Below are 17,746 nucleotides of genomic sequence, written 5' to 3'. Positions count from 1 at the left end.
AGTCGGGCAAAAAGCCCCTCCGGACCAGCGGGCGGGCCGGGTTTTCGCGCCCTAAACCTCCTATCGCGGGTCGTATGTCGAAAATGTGCTGTGAGCAGCGCCACCGGAGACCGCCCGGTTTGCGGCCGAACCGGCTCGGGTAGAACCCGCTTTCGAGCCAGCTGCACCATCCGATCCACCCGACCGTCGGAGATGATCAGCTGATGAACGACACCCCTGTTCCGGACCGCCGCTTCCGGGCCCGCCGCCAGGCCGACCGCCTGCTCTCCGGAAGCCGCCCGCAGACCGTCCGGGAGGCGCTCGCCGACCTGGCCGCCCTGGCCGACGGCCCCCACCCGCTGGACGAGCCGGTCGACATGTACGGCAACGGCATCGTCCGCACCCTGGAGCGCCGCACCGCCGACCTGCTCGGCAAGCCCGACGCCGCCTTCTTCCCGACCGGGACGATGGGCCAGCAGGCCGCCCTGAAGACCTGGGCCGACACCCACGGCCCGGTGGTCGCCATGCACCCGCTGGCCCACCCCGAGGTGCACGAGCGCCGCGCCCACCAGGTGCTGTCCGGCCTGCGCAGCGTCCCGCAGACCGGCGCCCGGCGGCACCCCACCGCGGCCGAACTGGCCGGGCTGGACGAGCCGTACGACGTGCTGATGCTGGAGCTCCCGCTGCGCGACGCCGGTTTCCTGCTGCCCGACTGGGCGGAGCTGGAGGCGCTGTACGAGCTGGCCGAGCGGCAGGGCCGCCCGGTCCACCTGGACGGCGCCCGGATCTGGGAGTCCGCCCCGCACCTGGGCCGCTCGCTGCCGGAGGTCTGCGCCCGGGCCGGCTCGGTGTACGTCTCCTGCTACAAGTCGCTCGGCGGCCACAGCGGCGCTCTGGTGGCCGGCGAGGAGGAGTTCGTCCGCCGGCTCAAGGTCTGGCGCCACCGCTACGGCGGCAGCCTCTGGCAGCAGTGGCCGGCCGCGCTCTCCGCGCTGGCCGGGCTGGACCGCGAGCTGCCCCGGCTGCCCGGGTACGTGGCGCACGCCAAGCTGGTCGCCGCCGCGCTCGCCGAGGTCCCCGGCGCCCGGGTGAACCCCGAGCCGCCGCACACCCACCAGTTCCAGTTCTGGCTGCCGTACGCCGCCGACCGGTTGAACGAGGCCGGCTGCCGGCAGGCCGAGGAGCAGGGCGTCGCGCTGTTCGGCGGCTGGCGCGAGCCGGGCCCGCAGCCCGGGCTGTCGATGACCGAGGTGACGGTGCTCGCGGACGCCGAGCAGTGGAGCGCCAAGGAGGTCACCGAGGCGGTGGAGTCCTTCCTCGCCCTGCTCTGAGCCCCGGCCCGGGCGGCTCCCGGGCAACGCGGAGGGCCCCGGCGGTTCGGAAACCGCCGGGGCCCTCGCGCACTACCGATCAGGCGTCACTTCCGGACGGGAGAGACCTTGATCATGGCTTCCAGGTTGTCGTGGGACTGCCACAGCACCTCGATCTGGGTGCGGGTGTCCGGGACCTTGACCCCGCTGTACTGGTTCTCCGCGAACCAGTACTGGGTGGTGTGGTCGTTGAAGACCGTCACCCCGCGCGAGCTCGGGATCTTGGTGAGCGCGTCGGCCTTGTGCAGCTTCAGGCCGTCGGTCCGGTCGAAGCCGAAGGTGGCGTCGTAGGACTGGAAGCGCGGACGCATCAGCGTGCCGTCGTTCCACTTCAGCGGGGCCGGGTGGGCGTCGACCGGCAGGATCAGGCCCTGGCCCGGGTGGTTGAAGACGTTGTTGTCGGACTGCGAGGAGTCCCACAGCCAGATCAGGATGCCGTTCTGGTTGGCGTAGTGCTCCACCCAGTCCGGACGCGCGGCCGAGCCGAAGTTGTACGGGCCGGTCTTCAGCGTGGTGTCGTACGAGACGTACTGGCGGTTCTCGACCAGGTAGTGCTGGTCGTAGTCCTTGGAGAACTTGCCGGAGATCCGGGAGAAGCCGGAGGCGGTCCAGCCGTTGTCGCCGTTCTCGGCGCCGTCGGTGAACAGGGCCGCGCCGTCCGCGGTCACCGCGATGTTGTCCAGGGCCAGGCCCTTGTAGTGGACGCCGCCGTCGGTGGTGTTGCGGAAGCGGATCTTGACGGCCTGGCCGGCGTAGGCGTTCAGCGGGAAGGACAGGTCGCCCCACGCGCCGTTCGAGGTGCCGTTGACGGCGTTGTCCGGCAGCGCGGCGCCGTTGAAGGTGCCGGCCAGCGCGGTCCAGTTCTTGCCGCCGTCGGTGGAGACCTCGGCGTACGCGTAGTCGTAGTCCGTCTCCAGCTCGTACCAGGCCTTGGCGGTCAGCGTGGCCGAGGCCCCCGAGTTGGGCACGAGCCCGGTCAGGTCGACGTCACGGGTCAGGGTGACGTTCAGGTCGTCGGCGCTGCCGCTCCACCACTCGTTGCCACCCTCGAACGGGGTGTTGATCTCGGTGGTGACCGTCTTCGACGGCAGGTTGACGATCAGGCCCTGCTTGCGCTTGGTGTTGTACTCGACCGGGCCGAGCAGCGACAGCGAGGTCTGGCCCGCCTTGGCGGTGTCGTAGTTCAGCCAGCCCAGCTTGAGCTTCGACCAGACGTCGAGGTCGTTCGGCATGTCGCCGATCTCGTTCTTGCCCTCGCCCAGCCAGGAGCCGGAGGACATCAGCGACCAGAAGCCGACCGAGTTGTCGATGCCCTGGCCGCTGGTGTCGTACAGGTCCGGCAGGCCGAGGTCGTGGCCGTACTCGTGGGCGAACACGCCCAGGCCGCCGTTCTCCGGCTGCATGGTGTAGTCGCCGACCCACAGGCCGGTGGCGCCGATCTGGGTGCCGCCGAGCTTGTTGTTGTCCGGGCCGGTCTTGCCCGCCTGGTTGGCGTACGCGTAGGAGCGGTGCGCCCACAGCGCGTCGGTGCCCTGCACGCCGCCGCCGGCCGACTGGTCCTCACCGGCGTGGACGATCTGGAAGTGGTCCAGGTAGCCGTCCGGCTCGTTGAAGTTGCCGTCGCCGTCGTAGTCGTAGCGGTCCCACTGGTCGTACTGCGCCAGGTCGGCCTTGATCTGGGCGTCGGTGCGGCCCTTGGCCTTCTGGTCGGCGACCCAGGCGTCGATGCCGTCGCGGATCAGGTCCTGCGCGTTGGCGCAGACGTGCTGGCCGCAGTAGTCCGAGCCGTAGCGGGCCTCGTTCCACGGCACCCGCACCCAGTCGGTGACCAGGCCGTCGACCGAGTACCGGCCGGAGGACTGGCGCTCGTAGTACGTCTTCAGCGAGGGCTTGTTCTTCGCGAAGTAGAGGTCCTGGTAGTGCGCCTGGTTGTAGTCCGCCTGCCAGGCCGTCGAGTTGTCGTTCTTGCGGTCCGGCGCGGCGATCTGGTTGTGCGCCGGGCCGGGGGTGCCGCCGTACTTGACCTTGCCGTCGGCGGTCGTGGTGGTGTTGTCCACCTGGGTGCCGAAGTCGACCAGGATCGTGAAGATCTTGTCGGTGCGCTCGCGGGACAGCTCGACGTACTTGTCCCGGCCCAGCTTGATCGAGGAGCCGCTGCCGTGCTTCTCGACCTTCGCGGTGCCGTTGACCAGCTGCTCCACGGCGGCGGTCTGCTCGGCCTGCTGCTTCTCGGCCAGCGGGCTCTGCAGTTCGCGCGGGACGCTGTCGTTCTGGATGACGTCGGCGGGGTCGGTGATCGTCGTGGTCGCCGGGGCGGCGGTGGCCGTGCCCGGAAGCATTCCGGCGCCCAGCGCGGCGGTCACCGCGACGGCGGCCGAGGCCGCGACAGCCCTCTTGGTTATTTTCAACGTGGTGACGTCCTCCCCTTACCGGTGGGGCTGGTGGCCGGACCGGTGAACCAATGCAAGACAGGTGGACGACATTTGACCCAAGGTCCAGTAAAAAAGAAAGACCTTGACCATGGCATGGCCACGCCGCTATGCTCCGGCAACTCGGCTGGTCTGACGATCCGTCAATCTACTTGCCTGGCCTGCCAGTCAAGGGCCGATCGTGTCCGCACCGCGCCGTTCGACCACCCGTTCGGCGGGCATCCGGCCCGGATTCACAGCACACGGAAACCTAAACAGTTTTTCAACTGAAAAGCCGGGCACGGAAAAGCCTCCGCCCCCGACCTCATCGGGTCGGGGGCGGAGGCTTGCGAAACGCTTTGCGGTGCTATTACTACTTGGTCAGGTCCGGACCGGCCGCCGAGACCGCCGCCGGAGTGTCCGCCACCGGGGACTTCTCCTCGCCGCGGAAGGTGAACTTGGCGTCCTTGCCCTCGCCCTCCACGCCGACGACCACGATGTGGCCCGACCGCAGCTCGCCGAACAGGATCTTCTCGGACAGGTGGTCCTCGATCTCCCGCTGGATCGTGCGGCGCAGCGGACGCGCGCCCAGGATCGGGTCGTAGCCGCGCTTGGCCAGCAGGCTCTTGGCCTCCGGGCTGAGCTCGATGCCCATGTCCCGGTCCTTCATCCGCTGGTCGACCCGGGCGATCATCAGGTCGACGATCTCGATGATGTTCGCCTCGGACAGCTGGTGGAAGACCACGATGTCGTCGACGCGGTTGAGGAACTCGGGGCGGAAGTGCTGCTTGAGCTCCTCGCCGACCTTCGCCTTCATCCGCTCGTAGCCGGCCTGGACGTCACCCGTGGCCGCGAAGCCCAGGTTGAAGCCCTTGGAGATGTCCCGGGTGCCGAGGTTGGTGGTCATGATGATGACCGTGTTCTTGAAGTCCACGACCCGGCCCTGGGAGTCGGTCAGCCGACCGTCCTCCAGGATCTGCAGCAGCGAGTTGAAGATGTCCGGGTGGGCCTTCTCGACCTCGTCGAAGAGGACGACCGAGAACGGCTTGCGGCGCACCTTCTCGGTGAGCTGGCCGCCCTCCTCGTAGCCCACGTACCCGGGCGGGGAGCCGAACAGCCGCGAGACGGTGTGCTTCTCCGAGAACTCGGACATGTCGAGCGCGATCAGCGCGTCCTCGTCCCCGAACAGGAACTCCGCCAGGGTCTTGGACAGCTCGGTCTTACCGACGCCCGAGGGGCCGGCGAAGATGAACGAGCCGCCGGGGCGCTTCGGGTCCTTCAGACCGGCCCGGGTGCGGCGGATCGCCTGGGAGAGCGCCTTGATGGCGTCCTCCTGGCCGATGACCCGCTTGTGCAGCTCGTCCTCCATGCGCAGCAGGCGCGAGGACTCCTCCTCGGTCAGCTTGAAGACCGGGATGCCGGTGGCGGTGGCCAGGACCTCGGCGATGAGCTCCTCGTCCACCTCGGCCACGACGTCCATGTCGCCGGCCTTCCACTCCTTCTCCCGCTTGGCCTTCGCCTGGAGCAGCTGCTTCTCGTTGTCGCGCAGCGACGCGGCCTTCTCGAAGTCCTGCGCGTCGATCGCGGACTCCTTCTCCCGGCGGACCTCGGCGATCTTCTCGTCGAACTCGCGCAGGTCCGGCGGCGCGGTCATCCGGCGGATGCGCATCCGGGAACCGGCCTCGTCGATCAGGTCGATCGCCTTGTCCGGCAGGAAGCGGTCCGAGATGTACCGGTCGGCCAGGGTGGCGGCGGCGACCAGGGCGGCGTCGGTGATCGAGACGCGGTGGTGCGCCTCGTACCGGTCGCGCAGGCCCTTGAGGATCTCGATGGTGTGCGGGAGCGAGGGCTCGGCGACCTGGATCGGCTGGAAGCGGCGCTCCAGCGCGGCGTCCTTCTCCAGGTGCTTGCGGTACTCGTCCAGCGTGGTGGCGCCGATGGTCTGCAGCTCACCGCGGGCCAGCATCGGCTTCAGGATGGAGGCGGCGTCGATCGCGCCCTCGGCGGCGCCCGCGCCGACCAGGGTGTGCAGCTCGTCGATGAACAGGATGATGTCGCCGCGGGTGCGGATCTCCTTGAGCACCTTCTTCAGGCGCTCCTCGAAGTCACCGCGGTAGCGCGAGCCGGCCACCAGGGCGCCGAGGTCCAGCGTGTAGAGCTGCTTGTCCTTCAGCGTCTCCGGGACCTCGCCCTTGACGATCGCCTGGGCCAGGCCCTCGACCACGGCGGTCTTGCCGACGCCGGGCTCGCCGATCAGCACCGGGTTGTTCTTGGTGCGGCGGGACAGCACCTGCATGACCCGCTCGATCTCCTTCTCGCGCCCGATCACCGGGTCGAGCTTGGCCTCGCGGGCGGCCTGCGTCAGGTTGCGGCCGAACTGGTCGAGCACCAGGGAGGTGGACGGGGTGCCCTCGGCCGGGCCGCCGGCGGTGGCGGACTCCTTGCCGCTGCCGGTCTGGTAGCCCGACAGCAGCTGGATCACCTGCTGGCGTACCCGGTTCAGGTCGGCGCCGAGCTTCACCAGGACCTGGGCGGCGACGCCCTCGCCCTCGCGGATCAGGCCGAGCAGGATGTGCTCGGTGCCGATGTAGTTGTGGCCGAGCTGGAGGGCCTCGCGGAGCGACAGCTCCAGGACCTTCTTCGCCCGGGGGGTGAAGGGGATGTGACCGGACGGGGCCTGCTGGCCCTGGCCGATGATCTCCTCGACCTGCTGGCGGACCGCCTCGAGCGAGATGCCGAGGCTCTCCAGCGCCTTTGCGGCGACACCCTCGCCCTCGTGGATCAGGCCCAGGAGGATGTGCTCGGTGCCGATGTAGTTGTGGTTGAGCATCCGGGCTTCTTCCTGTGCCAGGACGACAACCCGCCGCGCGCGGTCGGTGAACCTCTCGAACATCGTTAATCGCTCCTCAGAGCGGTCGGTCAGTTCGGGGGCCGTCCCCGCCCTGTCCTTCCGCATGCTAGTCCCGCTCAGCAGCGCGGCTACGGAACTCCCACGGAGCGGGAGCAACATGCTGCGCGACCAGCCGACACCTGTCCCAACCTGATGCTGGGAGACGGTGTTCCCAGCGGCGGGCCCGATGCACCGGATCCCGCTACGCCAACGGCGAACACGGTTCGGTGGAACCGGCTCACCGGCCCCGCGACGTGCTGCGTCCGGGCTCCTGCGACCCCGTCCACCAGCATTCATACCCGGTAATCCGCCGGGTTTCCCGCGGTTTCCGCGGGGTGCGTGTTCGCCTGGCGAGAAGTCCGCCGACCCGGCGTCCGAGGTGACGGACCATCAGGTCGGCCGCGGGCGGCGTGCGGCCGTACCGGTGGCGGCCGCGTGACCGCCCGGCCCCTCCAGCGTTGCACAGGTCGTGACCCGTCCGCCGCCGCCCGCCGCCGGCGCCCCGACCGCCCCGGTCGCGGCGGCGGCACCGCCCGCCGCCGTGCTCTGGCGCGGATCGGACCGGGTGACCGCCCCGCTGGGGCCCGCCAGGGCCGCCCTGGGCCGCCTGGAGCGGCTGGGCCGCCCCACCGGGCCGGTGCTGCGGCGGGCCGACCGGGCGGCCTTCCTGCTCGCCCCCGGGGCCGCCGAGCCGGTGCCCGAACTGCTCCGCTGGCTCGGCTGGGGCCCGGAGCTGCGGCTGCCCATCGAGGCCCGCGCGGCGCACCCGGGAGACCCCCGGGTGCCCGGACCGCGGACCGCGCACTGGCTGCGGGCCGGAACCCGGCCGCCCGCCCTGGACCTGCGCTCGCCCGACCTGCTCTGCCTGCTCGACGCCCTCGCGGACGCCTGCGCGCGGGAACGGCTGGGCCTGCCGCCCGCCCGCTGAGTGCCGCCGGGGCTCAGGAGGCGTTGGCCTTCTCGTACGCCTCGCGCACGTTGCTCGGGACGCGGCCGCGGTCGTTGACCGGGAGGCCGTTCTCCTTCGCCCAGGTGCGGATCTTGGCGGTGTCCGCCTGGCCGGCCGCGGCGGCCCGCCCGGTGCTCCGGCCGCCGCCGCTGCCGCCGCGGCGGGGGGCGGTCAGCCGGCCGCTCTGCTTGCGGCCCTTGTCGACGTACGGGGCGAGCAGGCCGCGGAGCTTCTCCGCGTTGTCGCTCTTCAGGTCGATCTCGTAGGCCACGCCGTCGAGCGCGAACGTCACCGTCTCGTCCGCGGATCCGCCGTCGAGATCGTCTTCCAGAATGACCTGAACCCTCTGTGCCACGGGCTTCCCTTTCCGCGATAACGATCCATTGCCTAGAGAAAGGAAAGCGCCTTTTCCCGGAAAACACAAACCCCTGTGTCGCAGGTCGCGCCCGGGGGCATGACTCACAGGTGCAGCAGCATCCGCGAGTTGCCCAGGGTGTTCGGCTTCACCCGCTCCAGGTCGAGGAACTCGGCGACGCCTTCGTCGTACGAGCGCAGGAGTTCTTCATAGACTTCCGTGGCCACGGCGGCCGGGTCTGCCGTACGATCGTCGTTTTCGCCGATCTCGACGAAGCCGTGTTTCGAGAAGAACGGAACCTCGAACGTCAGGCAGAAAATCCGACGGACGCCGAGCCAGCGCGCGGTCTCCAGCAGCTTGTCCAGCAGCTGGTGCCCGATACCGAGCCCCTTGCAGGCCGGATCGACCGCGAGGGTGCGCACCTCGGCGAGGTCTTCCCACATCACGTGGAGCGCGCCGCAGGCCACCACCCGGCCGTCCTCGTCGCGTTCGGCGACCCAGAACTCCTGGACGGATTCGAACAGCGTGACGGTCGGCTTGTCGAGCAGAATGCCGTTCCGGGAGTACGCGTCGATGAGCCGGCGGACGGCGCGCACGTCGGTGGTCCGCGCACGGCGGATGGTGACCTCCATGGCGGGGAACGTTATCGTGCCGCGGGCGGCGTGGTCTCCTCGGTGTCGGCGCCCGCCACCCGCAGCGCGTCGCGCAGCCACTCGCGCTGTTCCGGCGACATCATCCCGAAGAAGTGCACCAGGGCGGCCGCCGGATTGTCGCTCGTCGCCCAGGCGTCGTTCATCAGCGCGGCGGTGTACGCCTCCCGGGAGGAGACCGGCTCATATCGGTATGCGCGCCCGGCGCGCTCCCGGCGCACCCAGCCCTTTCGATAGAGCTTGTCCAGCACGGTCATCACGGTGGTGTACGCGATTTCGCGTTCCGACCGCAGATCCTGCAGAACCTCCCGGACGGTGACGGGGCGGTTCCACTGCCACACCCGGGTCATGATGTCGTTCTCAAGTTCTCCGAGTTGCCGCACCATAGTGCCGCCAAGGATAGGACCGATGCGGACAAATGGCGGCAAACGGCAAACGAGCGGCGCGCCGTTCCCCGGAGGGGGGAACGGCGCGCCGGGCGGGATACCGCTATTCGGCGGAGGAACGCGCCGCCATGGCCTCGGCCGCGGCGTCCTCCTTCGCCTTCTGGGCGCCGCCCTGGCTGCGGATGATGGCCCGCACCAGGAAGGCGAAACCGATCGCCATCACCAGCGGCGGGACGATCGCGCTGACGTACTCCACGGTTACTCCTCGGTGGTGTCGGACGCGGCCGCGGGCGCGGCCTGCTCGCTCTTCGCGGCCTTTTCGGCCTTCTCCGGCTTCACCAGCGGGAAGAGCACCGTCTCGCGGATGTTCTTGCCGGTGAGCAGCATGATCAGGCGGTCCACGCCCAGGCCGAGGCCGCCGGTGGGCGGCATCGCGTACTCCAGGGCGCGCAGGAAGTCCTCGTCCACCTGCATGGCCTCGACGTCGCCGCCGGCCGCCAGCAGGGACTGCGCGGTGAGCCGGGCGCGCTGCTCGACCGGGTCGATCAGCTCGGAGTAGGCGGTGCCCAGCTCGGTGCCGAAGATCACCAGGTCCCACTTCTCGGCGACGCCCTCGATCGAGCGGTGCTGCCGGGTCAGCGGGGAGACCGAGGTCGGGTAGTCCTTGATGAAGGTCGGCTTGATCGCGTGGTGCTCCAGCAGGCGCTCGATCAGCTCCAGCACGATCTGGCCGTGGTCCCACTTCGGGTCCAGGTACTGGTCCAGGCCGTGCTCCGCGGAGAGCTTCCACAGCTCCTCGACCGAGGTGGCGGGGGTGACCTCGGCGCCCAGGTGCGCGGAGATGCCCGGGTACACCGAGACCTCCTGCCAGGGCTCGGCCAGGTCGATCTCGTGCTCGGTGCCGTCCGGGCCGACGCCCCTGACCACGGTGGTGCCCAGCGCGTCCCGGGCGGCGTTGACGACGATCTCCCGGATCAGCTCGGCCTGGGTGTCGTAGTCGCCGTACGCCTCGTACGACTCCAGGGCGGTGAACTCCGGGTTGTGGGTGGCGTCCGCGCCCTCGTTGCGGAAGTTCCGGTTGATCTCGAAGACCTTCTCGGCGCCGCCGACCACCAGGCGCTTGAGGTACAGCTCGGTGGCGATGCGCAGGTACAGGTCGATGTCGTACGCGTTGATGTGCGTCACGAACGGGCGGGCGTTGGCGCCGCCGTGGATCGGCTGCAGCATCGGGGTCTCGACCTCGAGGTAGCCGCGGTCCTCGTAGGTGCGGCGGATCGAGCGGATCACCCTGGTGCGCAGCTGGAGCATCTCGCGCGCCTCGGGGTTGACGATCAGGTCCACGTACCGCTGGCGGACCCGGGCCTCCGGGTCGCTCAGGCCCTTGTGCTTGTCGGGCAGCGGGCGCAGGCACTTCGCGGTGAGCTCCCAGCGGTCGACCATCACGCTGAGCTCGCCGCGCTTGGAGGTGATCACCTCGCCCTCGACGCCGACCTGGTCGCCGAGGTCGATGTCGCCCTTCCAGGCGGCCAGCCGCTCGGCGCCCAGCTTGTCCAGGGACAGCATCACCTGGAGGTCGCCGGAGCCGTCGCGCAGGGTGGCGAAGCAGAGCTTGCCGCCGGTGCGGGCCAGGACCACCCGGCCGGTGATGCCGACCCGCTCGCCGGTGGCGGTGTCCGGGGCCAGGTCCGGGTGCTTGTCGCGCAGGTCCGCGATGGTGGTGGTGCGGGGGAAACCGACCGGGTACGGGTCGATGCCGGCCGCCCGGAGCCGGTCCAGCTTCTCGCGCCGGACGCGCATCTGCTCGGGAAGGTCGTCGGTCGCGGGGAGAGTGCTCTGATCGCTCACCCCACCAGGGTAGCCAGGCTGACGGCCTGCTCCGCCACGGGATATCCGCCGGTGCGCGCCGGACGCCCGGGCCGCCGGGGAACGCGGGAGGCGCGGCCGCCTCCGGGGGGAGGGGGCCGCGCCTCGGGTGCGGGGGTCAGCCGTCGGTGCCGGTGGCGAGTTCCGGGTGGTCCTCGTCGTCCGGGGGGTCCTGGTGGGGGGTCGGGCGGGAGCGGCGGCCGAAGAGTTCGGCGGGCGTCGGCATCCGGCGGGGCCGGGGGCGCTCGGCGGGGTGCGGGGGCTGCTGGTCGCTCATCGGGAACCGTCCTCCAACTGGGGTGGCGGGCTGGGGTTCGGGCGCCGGGCTCGGCACCGCCGCGAGGTGGCGCTGTCCGGAGCCGAGGGAGAGCCGTTCGCGGACCTCGGCCTCGGCGAGCGCGTGGCAGCGGCCGGCGAGCCGGGAGCGGCGGGCCTGCTCGGTCGGTCCGCACGGCTGGCGGGACAGCGAGCGCAGCGCCGACAGGTCTTCGGCGGTGGGCAGGTAGCCGTCGGTGACGGCCTCCTCCAGGCGGTCCAGGTAGCCCCCGGCGCTGCCGGGCAGGGCGCCGCGGTAGCGGGTCAGGTCGGTCAGCATGAAGGCGCGCAGCCGCCCGCCCTCCTGGACCGCCTCGTCGATGGCCTCGGTCAGCCGAAGCGCGTCCTGGACGTCCTCGGCCCACAGTTCGCCGGCCGCGGCTGGTACCGGGAGCCGGTCGGGGGCGGCCGGGTAGAGGGCTTGGGCGAGGACACGGCGCAGCACCCGGACTTCGTCGGCGCTGAAGGCCATGCCGCCGCGCGATCCGTGTGGCGTTGGCATGGGTCGACAGTACGTGTCGTACGTCCGACTTATGGCGATTGATGACGTGTTTGTCCCGATTGGCCTATGAGATGGTGCATGCGCGACGAGGGCGCCGCCCGGCCCGCCGCCCGGCGTGGCGGCCGGTCAGGCGGCGGCCGGTCAGGCGGTGGCCGGGCGGTTGCGCTCGAAGATCAGGCGCAGGCCGATCAGGGTCAGCCAGGGCTCGTGCACGTCGATCGAGTCGGCCTCGCCCAGGACCAGCGGGGCCAGGCCGCCGGTGGCGATCACCTGGACGTCGTTCGGGTCCTTGGCGAGCTCCTTGGCCATCCGGTTGACCAGGCCGTCCACCTGCCCGGCGAAGCCGTACAGGATGCCCGACTGCATGCCCTCGACGGTGTTCTTGCCGATCACGTTGCGCGGGCGGGCCAGCTCGATCTTGCGGAGCATCGCGGTGCGGCCGCCCAGGGCGTCGACCGAGATCTCGATGCCCGGGGCGATCGCGCCGCCCACGTAGTCGCCGCGCGCGTTGATCGCGTCGAAGGTGGTGGCGGTGCCGAAGTCGACCACCACGCACGGGCCGCCGTACAGGTGGTTGGCGGCCAGCGCGTTGACGATCCGGTCGGCGCCGACCTCCTTCGGGTTGTCCATCAGCACGTGCACGCCGGTCTTCACGCCCGGTTCGACGATCACCGCCGGCACGTCCCCGTAGTAGCGGCGGGTCACCTCGCGCAGTTCGTGCAGCACCGCCGGGACCGAGGAGCAGATCGCCAGGCCGGCCACCCGGTCGTCCGCCGAGACGATCGGGTGGGCGCCCATCAGCCCCTGCATCAGCACCGCGAGTTCGTCCGCGGTGCGGCGCGGGTCGGTGGAGATCCGCCAGTGCTCGACGATCTCCTCGCCGTCGAACAGGCCGAGCGTGGTCTGGGTGTTGCCGACGTCGATGGTGAGGAGCATGGGGCGCTTTCTGCTTCGAGGGGTCAGGAGCTGCGGAGGTCCAGGCCGATGTCCAGGACCGGCGCGGAGTGCGTCAGGGCCCCGACGGCCAGGTAGTCGACACCAGTCTCCGCGACCTCGCGCGCGGTGGCCAGGGTCAGGCCGCCGGAAGCCTCCAGCTTCGCCCGGCCCGCGACCAGCGCGACCGCCTCGCGCAGCTGTTCGGTGGAGAAGTTGTCCAGCAGGATCAGGTCGGCGCCGGCCGCCAGGACGGGGGCGATCTGCTCGACCGTGTCCACCTCGACCTCGATCGGCAGCTCCGGGAACGCCTCCCGGACGGCGGTGAACGCCTCGGCGACGCCGCCCGCCGCGACCACGTGGTTGTCCTTGACCAGCGCCGCGTCGGAGAGCGCCATCCGGTGGTTGGCGCCGCCGCCGGCCCGCACCGCGAACTTCTCCAGCGCGCGCAGGCCCGGGGTGGTCTTGCGGGTGTCGCGGACCACCGCGCCGGTGCCCTCCAGGGCGTCGGCCCAGGCGCGGGTGGCGGTCGCGATGCCGGACAGGTGGCAGAGCAGGTTCAGCGCGGAGCGCTCGGCGGTGAGCAGGTCGCGGGTGCGGCTGCGCACCGACAGCAGCACCTGGCCGGGGGCGACCCGGTCGCCGTCCTCGACGTGCCGCTCGACCTCGAACTCCTCCTCGCAGACCAGCGAGACGACGGCCTCCGCGACCCGCAGGCCGGCCACCACGCCCGCCTGGCGGGCGGTGAAGTCGGCGGTCGCGACGGCCTCGGCCGGGACGGTCGCCACCGAGGTGACGTCCTCGCCGCCGGCCAGGTCCTCGGACAGGGCCATCATCGCCACGTCCTCCACCTCGACCGGGTCGAGCCCGGCCTCCTCCAGCAGCGCGGCCAGCGCCGGGTCGAGACCGGTCTCGTACTCCTCGCCCTCACCGCACGCGCAGCCGTCGCCGCAGCCGCCGGACTCGGTGGACAGGAGGGGGAGTTCGGAGTGGGACATGGTGGCGGGGCTCCAGGGTTCGGCGATGGGGGCGGGACTGACGGTGGGTCAGCCGGCGAGCGGGTGGACGACGTGGCGCTGCCAGTGGGCGTCGTCGCGGTCGGGGAAGTCCTCGCGCCAGTGGCAGCCGCGGGTCTCCTCGCGGAGCGCGGCGGCGGCGGTGAGCGCGCCGGCCACCTGGTGGAGGTTGGTGGCCTCCCAGGTCTCCACGGACGGGTCGGCGGGGTGCTCCGGGTCGGCCAGTTCGGCCAGGCCCTTGGCGGTGGCGGCCAGCGAGTCCGCGGAGCGGAGCACGCCCGCGCCGGTGGACATCAGGTGCTGGATCCCGGCGCGGGCCGCGGCGGGCAGCAGCGGCACGGGCGTCGCGGCGTGCGCCGCGTCGGTGGTGACGGTGCGGGCCGGGAGCCGGCCGGCGGCGTTCAGCGCGGCCAGGTCGGCGGCGATCCGCTCGGCGAACACCAGCCCCTCCAGCAGCGAGTTGGAGGCCAGCCGGTTGGCGCCGTGCACGCCGGTGCAGGCGACCTCGCCGCAGGCGTACAGGCCGGGGACGGTGGTGCGGCCGTGCAGGTCGGTGCGGACGCCGCCGGAGGCGTGGTGGGCGGCCGGGGCGATCGGGATCGGCTCGGTGACCGGGTCGATGCCGTTGGCCCGGCAGGCGGCCAGGATGGTGGGGAAGCGGTGCTCCCACATCTCGGCGCCGAAGTGCCGCCCGTCCAGGTACATGTGCCGGGTGCCCTTGGCGTGCATCCGGCGGATGATCCCCTTGGCGACGATGTCGCGCGGGGCGAGTTCGGCCAGTTCGTGCTGGCCGACCATGAAGCGCACCCCGTCCGCGTCGACCAGGTGCGCGCCCTCGCCGCGGACCGCCTCGGAGACCAGCGGCTGCTGGCCCTTGGCGTCCGGGCCGAGCCAGAGCACGGTCGGGTGGAACTGGACGAACTCCAGGTCGGTGACCTCGGCGCCGGCCCGCAGGGCGAGCGCGACGCCGTCGCCGGTGGAGACCGCCGGGTTGCTGGTGGCCTCGAAGACCTGGCCCATGCCGCCGGTGGCCAGCACCACGGCGCGGGCCAGGATCGCGCCGACGCCGTCGCGCTGCCCCTCGCCCATCACGTGCAGGGTGACGCCGGAGGCGTGGCCGTCGGCGTCGGTGAGCAGGTCCAGGACGAGGGCGTGCTCGATCAGTTCCAGGCCCGGGTCGGCCTCGATCGCGGCGACCAGGGCGCGCTCGATCTCGGCGCCGGTGGCGTCGCCGCCGGCGTGCGCGATCCGGCGGCGGTGGTGGCCGCCCTCGCGGGTCAGCACGATCTCGCCGTCCTCGTCGAGGTCGAACTCGGCGCCCGCCTCGATCAGTCGGCGCACCGCGTCCGGGCCCTCGGTGACCAGGGTGCGCACCGCCTCCTCGTCGCACAGGCCGGCCCCCGCGACCAGGGTGTCCTGGAGGTGCTGCTCGGGGGTGTCGCCCTCGCCCAGGGCGGCGGCGATGCCGCCCTGGGCCCATCGGGTGGAGCCGTCGTCCAGCACCGCCTTGGTGACCACCATGGCCCGCAGGCCGGCCTTGCGGGCGTTGAGCGCGACGGTGAGTCCGGCCACGCCGGAGCCGACCACGACCACGTCGGTGCTCGTGGTCCAGCCGGGGGCGGGGGCGGTCAGGCGGTACGGCATGGGTTCAGCTGCTCCTTCAGCGCGCGACGGCGTCGGCCGCGTCGTTCGGACCACCACCGTACGCGGCGTCGCCGCGCACCAGTCCGCTGCCCTCGGGGGCGTCCGCCGGGTCGCCGCCGAGGCCGGTGATCCGGTTGCGCTCGTCGACGAAGACCACCTTCGGCAGGTACGCCTTGGCCTCGGCGGTGTCCATCTGCCCGTAGGCGATCAGGATCACCAGGTCGCCGGGGTGGACCAGCCGGGCGGCGGCGCCGTTGATGCCGATGACGCCGGAGCCGCGCGGCCCGGCGATGGTGTAGGTCTCCAGCCGGGCGCCGTTGTTGATGTCGACGATGTGGACCAGCTCGCCGGGGAGCAGGTCCGCGGCGTCGAGCAGGTCCTCGTCGACCGTCACCGAACCGACGTAGTGCAGGTCGGCCTGGGTGACGGTGGCGCGGTGGATCTTGGACTTGAGCATGGTGCGGAACATGGGTCACGCCTCCTGTGAGTGCATGCCTGGTGGTGCGTACCGGGAAGGGACGGGGCGGGCGGGCCCTCGGGAGGCCGACCGCCCCGGGGTGTCCGGGCTAGCGGACGATGACGCTCACGTTGTCGATCAGCCGGGTCGAGCCGACCCGGGCCGCGACGGCGAGCACCGCCTCGCCCTGGAAGTCGTCCGGCGCCTCGGTGAAGGACAGCGGATCGATCAGGGCCAGGTAGTCGGGGGAGATGCCGTCCGCGCCCTCCAGCACGGCGGCGGCCGCCTCGCGGACGGCCTTCGGGCCCTGCGCGCCGGCGTCCCGGCCGGCGAACAGGGCGCGGGAGAGCGCGAGCGCCCGGGTGCGCTCGGCCTCGGAGAGGAAGCGGTTGCGGGAGGAGAGCGCGAGGCCGTCCTCCTCGCGGACGGTCGGGACGCCGACCACCTCCACGTCGAAGTCCAGGTCGGCCACCATCCGGCGGACGATCGCCAGCTGCTGGGCGTCCTTCTCGCCGAACACCGCGAAGTCCGGGTCGGTGATGTGCAGCAGCTTGGCGACGACGGTCAGCATCCCGTCGAAGTGGCCCGGGCGGGACGCGCCCTCGAAGCCCTCGCCCATCGGGCCCGCGGAGATCCGGACCAGCGGCTCGCCGTTCGGGTACATCTCGTCCACGGACGGGGCGAACACCACGTCCGCGCCCATCTCCTCGGCGAGCGCGACGTCCGCCTCCAGCGAGCGCGGGTAGCGGTCCAGGTCCTCGCCGGCGCCGAACTGCAGCGGGTTCACGAAGACCGTCACCGCCACCCGGCCGTCCTGGCCGACCTGGCGGCGGGCCGCCCGGACCAGCGCCGCGTGGCCCTCGTGCAGCGCGCCCATGGTCATCACCACGGCGTTGTCCACCGGCTGCTCGTCCGGCCAGAACGCCGCCTCGAACTCGTCCACGGTGCGGGTCAGCACCGCCTTGCGGACCTTCGCCGCCTTCGGGGCCTTCGCCGGGCGCCTGTCGCGTGCCATCAGTGCTTCTCCTCGTTCAGTACGTCCAGCAGCGCCGCCGCCGGCTCCGGCTTCAACGTGCCGTTGGCCACCGCGCGCTGCGCGGTCGCCCTCGCCATCGCCCGGTAGGCCTGGCCGATGTCCGGGGTCACCGTAGCGAGTCGGCCCAGGTGCGTGCGCACCGTCCCGACGTCGCCGCGGGCCACCGGGCCGGTCAGCGCCAGGTCGCCCGAGCGCAGCGCGTTGTCCAGGGCCGCGCCCAGCAGCGGGCCGAGCATCTGGCCGGGCTCGGCGACGCCGGCCGTGCGCAGCAGCTCCATCGCCTGCGCGACCAGCGTGACCAGGTGGTTCGCGCCGTGCGCGAGCGCCGTGTGGTAGAGCGGCCGGACCTCCTCCGGGATCCAGGACGGCTCGCCGCCCATCTCCACCACCAGCGCCTCGGCGACCGGCCGCAGCTCCTCGGGCGCGGTCACCCCGAACGGGCAGCCGGCCAGCCGGGCCACGTCCACCGGGGTGCCGGTGAAGGTCATCGCCGGGTGCAGCGCCAGCGGCAGCGCCCCGGCCCGGGCGGCGGGCTCCAGGACGGCCACGCCGTGCGCGCCGGAGGCGTGCACCAGGAGCTGGCCGGGACGGACGGCGCCGGTCGCGGCCAGGCCCTGCACGAGGTCGGGCAGGGCGTCGTCCGGGACGGTCAGCAGCACCAGGTCCGCGGCCGCCATCACCTGCGGGGGCGTCACCAGGCGCACCCCGGGCAGCAGGTTCTCGGCGCGGCGGCGGGACGTGGCGGAGACGCCGGACGCGGCGACCACGCGGTGGCCCGCGAGCTGCAGGGCGGCGCCCAGGGCGGGGCCGACCCGGCCCGCGCCGACGACACCGACGGCGAGCCGGGCGGGGCGGTTACCGGGGTCGGAGGGGTCTCCGAAGTCGGGCAGCACTCTTCCGTTCCAGTCCTCTAGGGGTACCAGACGTACCGGTCAATGGTACGGGGGTTTGCCGCCCGCGTCGGCGCCGAGGGCGGACGGGGTGCGGGGCCCG

Annotated in this window: 16 protein-coding genes; 2 read left to right on the top strand and 14 right to left on the bottom strand. The window is 72.0% G+C overall.

Annotated elements, in window-relative coordinates:
- Positions 1 to 203: 203 nt before the first annotated feature.
- Positions 204 to 1,310 carry a low specificity L-threonine aldolase gene (locus HUT16_RS14680; RefSeq protein WP_176188623.1) on the top strand — a complete coding sequence of 369 codons (1,107 nt, stop codon included), beginning with the start codon at positions 204 to 206 and terminating at the stop codon, positions 1,308 to 1,310.
- A gap of 86 nt (positions 1,311 to 1,396) precedes the next feature.
- On the opposite strand, the gene HUT16_RS14675 is transcribed toward HUT16_RS14680, so the two are convergent.
- Both HUT16_RS14675 and HUT16_RS14670 read right to left on the bottom strand, forming a co-directional pair.
- Positions 1,397 to 3,688, bottom strand: coding sequence for an immune inhibitor A domain-containing protein (locus HUT16_RS14675; protein ID WP_254898307.1), 2,292 nt, complete (start codon positions 3,686 to 3,688; stop codon positions 1,397 to 1,399).
- Positions 3,689 to 4,130: 442 nt separating this feature from the next.
- Positions 4,131 to 6,650, bottom strand: coding sequence for an ATP-dependent Clp protease ATP-binding subunit (locus HUT16_RS14670; RefSeq protein ID WP_176188622.1), 2,520 nt, complete (start codon positions 6,648 to 6,650; stop codon positions 4,131 to 4,133).
- Positions 6,651 to 7,116: 466 nt separating this feature from the next.
- On the opposite strand from HUT16_RS14670, the gene HUT16_RS14665 reads away from it, so the two are divergent.
- Positions 7,117 to 7,575: a hypothetical protein gene (locus HUT16_RS14665; RefSeq protein WP_176188621.1), complete on the top strand. Its 459-nt coding sequence runs from the start codon at positions 7,117 to 7,119 to the stop codon at positions 7,573 to 7,575.
- A 13-nt stretch (positions 7,576 to 7,588) separates the two neighbouring features.
- Here the strand turns inward: HUT16_RS14665 and HUT16_RS14660 are convergent, their stop codons facing one another.
- The 12 genes from HUT16_RS14660 to HUT16_RS14605 all read right to left on the bottom strand — a co-directional run bounded on the left by HUT16_RS14660 (position 7,589) and on the right by HUT16_RS14605 (position 17,646).
- Positions 7,589 to 7,951, bottom strand: coding sequence for an Lsr2 family protein (locus tag HUT16_RS14660; RefSeq protein ID WP_176188620.1), 363 nt, complete (start codon positions 7,949 to 7,951; stop codon positions 7,589 to 7,591).
- Between the two features lie 104 nt (positions 7,952 to 8,055).
- A complete protein-coding gene (locus HUT16_RS14655; protein WP_176188619.1) occupies positions 8,056 to 8,583 on the bottom strand; it encodes an amino-acid N-acetyltransferase in 528 nt (175 codons plus the stop codon).
- Positions 8,584 to 8,594: 11 nt separating this feature from the next.
- On the bottom strand, positions 8,595 to 8,987 hold the full coding sequence (locus HUT16_RS14650) for a BlaI/MecI/CopY family transcriptional regulator (RefSeq protein ID WP_176188618.1): 393 nt from the start codon (positions 8,985 to 8,987) through the stop codon (positions 8,595 to 8,597).
- 103 nt (positions 8,988 to 9,090) lie between these two features.
- Positions 9,091 to 9,243: a hypothetical protein gene (locus tag HUT16_RS14645; protein WP_176188617.1), complete on the bottom strand. Its 153-nt coding sequence runs from the start codon at positions 9,241 to 9,243 to the stop codon at positions 9,091 to 9,093.
- A gap of 2 nt (positions 9,244 to 9,245) precedes the next feature.
- Complete coding sequence (lysX, locus tag HUT16_RS14640) at positions 9,246 to 10,832, bottom strand: bifunctional lysylphosphatidylglycerol synthetase/lysine--tRNA ligase LysX (protein ID WP_176188616.1); 1,587 nt, start codon at positions 10,830 to 10,832, stop codon at positions 9,246 to 9,248.
- 136 nt (positions 10,833 to 10,968) lie between these two features.
- Positions 10,969 to 11,667 (bottom strand): hypothetical protein, encoded by a 699-nt coding sequence (locus tag HUT16_RS14635; protein WP_176188615.1) that lies wholly within the window; start codon positions 11,665 to 11,667, stop codon positions 10,969 to 10,971.
- Positions 11,668 to 11,808: 141 nt separating this feature from the next.
- Positions 11,809 to 12,603: a type III pantothenate kinase gene (locus tag HUT16_RS14630; protein WP_176188614.1), complete on the bottom strand. Its 795-nt coding sequence runs from the start codon at positions 12,601 to 12,603 to the stop codon at positions 11,809 to 11,811.
- A 23-nt stretch (positions 12,604 to 12,626) separates the two neighbouring features.
- Complete coding sequence (nadC, locus tag HUT16_RS14625; RefSeq protein ID WP_176188613.1) at positions 12,627 to 13,598, bottom strand: carboxylating nicotinate-nucleotide diphosphorylase; 972 nt, start codon at positions 13,596 to 13,598, stop codon at positions 12,627 to 12,629.
- 48 nt (positions 13,599 to 13,646) lie between these two features.
- Complete coding sequence (locus HUT16_RS14620; protein ID WP_176188612.1) at positions 13,647 to 15,260, bottom strand: L-aspartate oxidase; 1,614 nt, start codon at positions 15,258 to 15,260, stop codon at positions 13,647 to 13,649.
- A 16-nt stretch (positions 15,261 to 15,276) separates the two neighbouring features.
- On the bottom strand, positions 15,277 to 15,729 hold the full coding sequence (gene panD / locus HUT16_RS14615) for an aspartate 1-decarboxylase (RefSeq protein WP_176188611.1): 453 nt from the start codon (positions 15,727 to 15,729) through the stop codon (positions 15,277 to 15,279).
- Between the two features lie 97 nt (positions 15,730 to 15,826).
- Positions 15,827 to 16,732 (bottom strand): pantoate--beta-alanine ligase, encoded by a 906-nt coding sequence (gene panC / locus HUT16_RS14610; RefSeq protein ID WP_176188610.1) that lies wholly within the window; start codon positions 16,730 to 16,732, stop codon positions 15,827 to 15,829.
- Positions 16,732 to 17,646 carry a Rossmann-like and DUF2520 domain-containing protein gene (locus HUT16_RS14605; protein ID WP_176188609.1) on the bottom strand — a complete coding sequence of 305 codons (915 nt, stop codon included), beginning with the start codon at positions 17,644 to 17,646 and terminating at the stop codon, positions 16,732 to 16,734. The genes panC and HUT16_RS14605 overlap by 1 nt, the downstream gene beginning before the upstream one ends.
- Positions 17,647 to 17,746 lie beyond the last annotated feature (100 nt).

The sequence above is a fragment of the Kitasatospora sp. NA04385 genome (assembly GCF_013364235.1).
Taxonomy (GTDB): domain Bacteria; phylum Actinomycetota; class Actinomycetes; order Streptomycetales; family Streptomycetaceae; genus Kitasatospora.
Note: the sequence above shows the minus strand (reverse complement) of the source record. Positions and strands in the feature narration are given on the sequence as shown.

Bases quoted from the DNA above. Each gene is read 5' to 3' on its own strand.
- nadC (WP_176188613.1), bottom strand. From the start codon at position 13,598: ATGTCCCACTCCGAACTCCCCCTCCTGTCCACCGAGTCCGGCGGCTGC.
- HUT16_RS14670 (WP_176188622.1), bottom strand. From the start codon at position 6,650: ATGTTCGAGAGGTTCACCGACCGCGCGCGGCGGGTTGTCGTCCTGGCA.
- HUT16_RS14680 (WP_176188623.1), top strand. From the start codon at position 204: ATGAACGACACCCCTGTTCCGGACCGCCGCTTCCGGGCCCGCCGCCAG.
- HUT16_RS14655 (WP_176188619.1), bottom strand. From the start codon at position 8,583: ATGGAGGTCACCATCCGCCGTGCGCGGACCACCGACGTGCGCGCCGTC.
- panC (WP_176188610.1), bottom strand. From the start codon at position 16,732: ATGGCACGCGACAGGCGCCCGGCGAAGGCCCCGAAGGCGGCGAAGGTC.
- HUT16_RS14630 (WP_176188614.1), bottom strand. From the start codon at position 12,603: ATGCTCCTCACCATCGACGTCGGCAACACCCAGACCACGCTCGGCCTG.
- HUT16_RS14635 (WP_176188615.1), bottom strand. From the start codon at position 11,667: ATGCCAACGCCACACGGATCGCGCGGCGGCATGGCCTTCAGCGCCGAC.
- panD (WP_176188611.1), bottom strand. From the start codon at position 15,729: ATGTTCCGCACCATGCTCAAGTCCAAGATCCACCGCGCCACCGTCACC.
- HUT16_RS14620 (WP_176188612.1), bottom strand. From the start codon at position 15,260: ATGCCGTACCGCCTGACCGCCCCCGCCCCCGGCTGGACCACGAGCACC.
- HUT16_RS14675 (WP_254898307.1), bottom strand. From the start codon at position 3,688: ATGCTTCCGGGCACGGCCACCGCCGCCCCGGCGACCACGACGATCACC.
- HUT16_RS14650 (WP_176188618.1), bottom strand. From the start codon at position 8,987: ATGGTGCGGCAACTCGGAGAACTTGAGAACGACATCATGACCCGGGTG.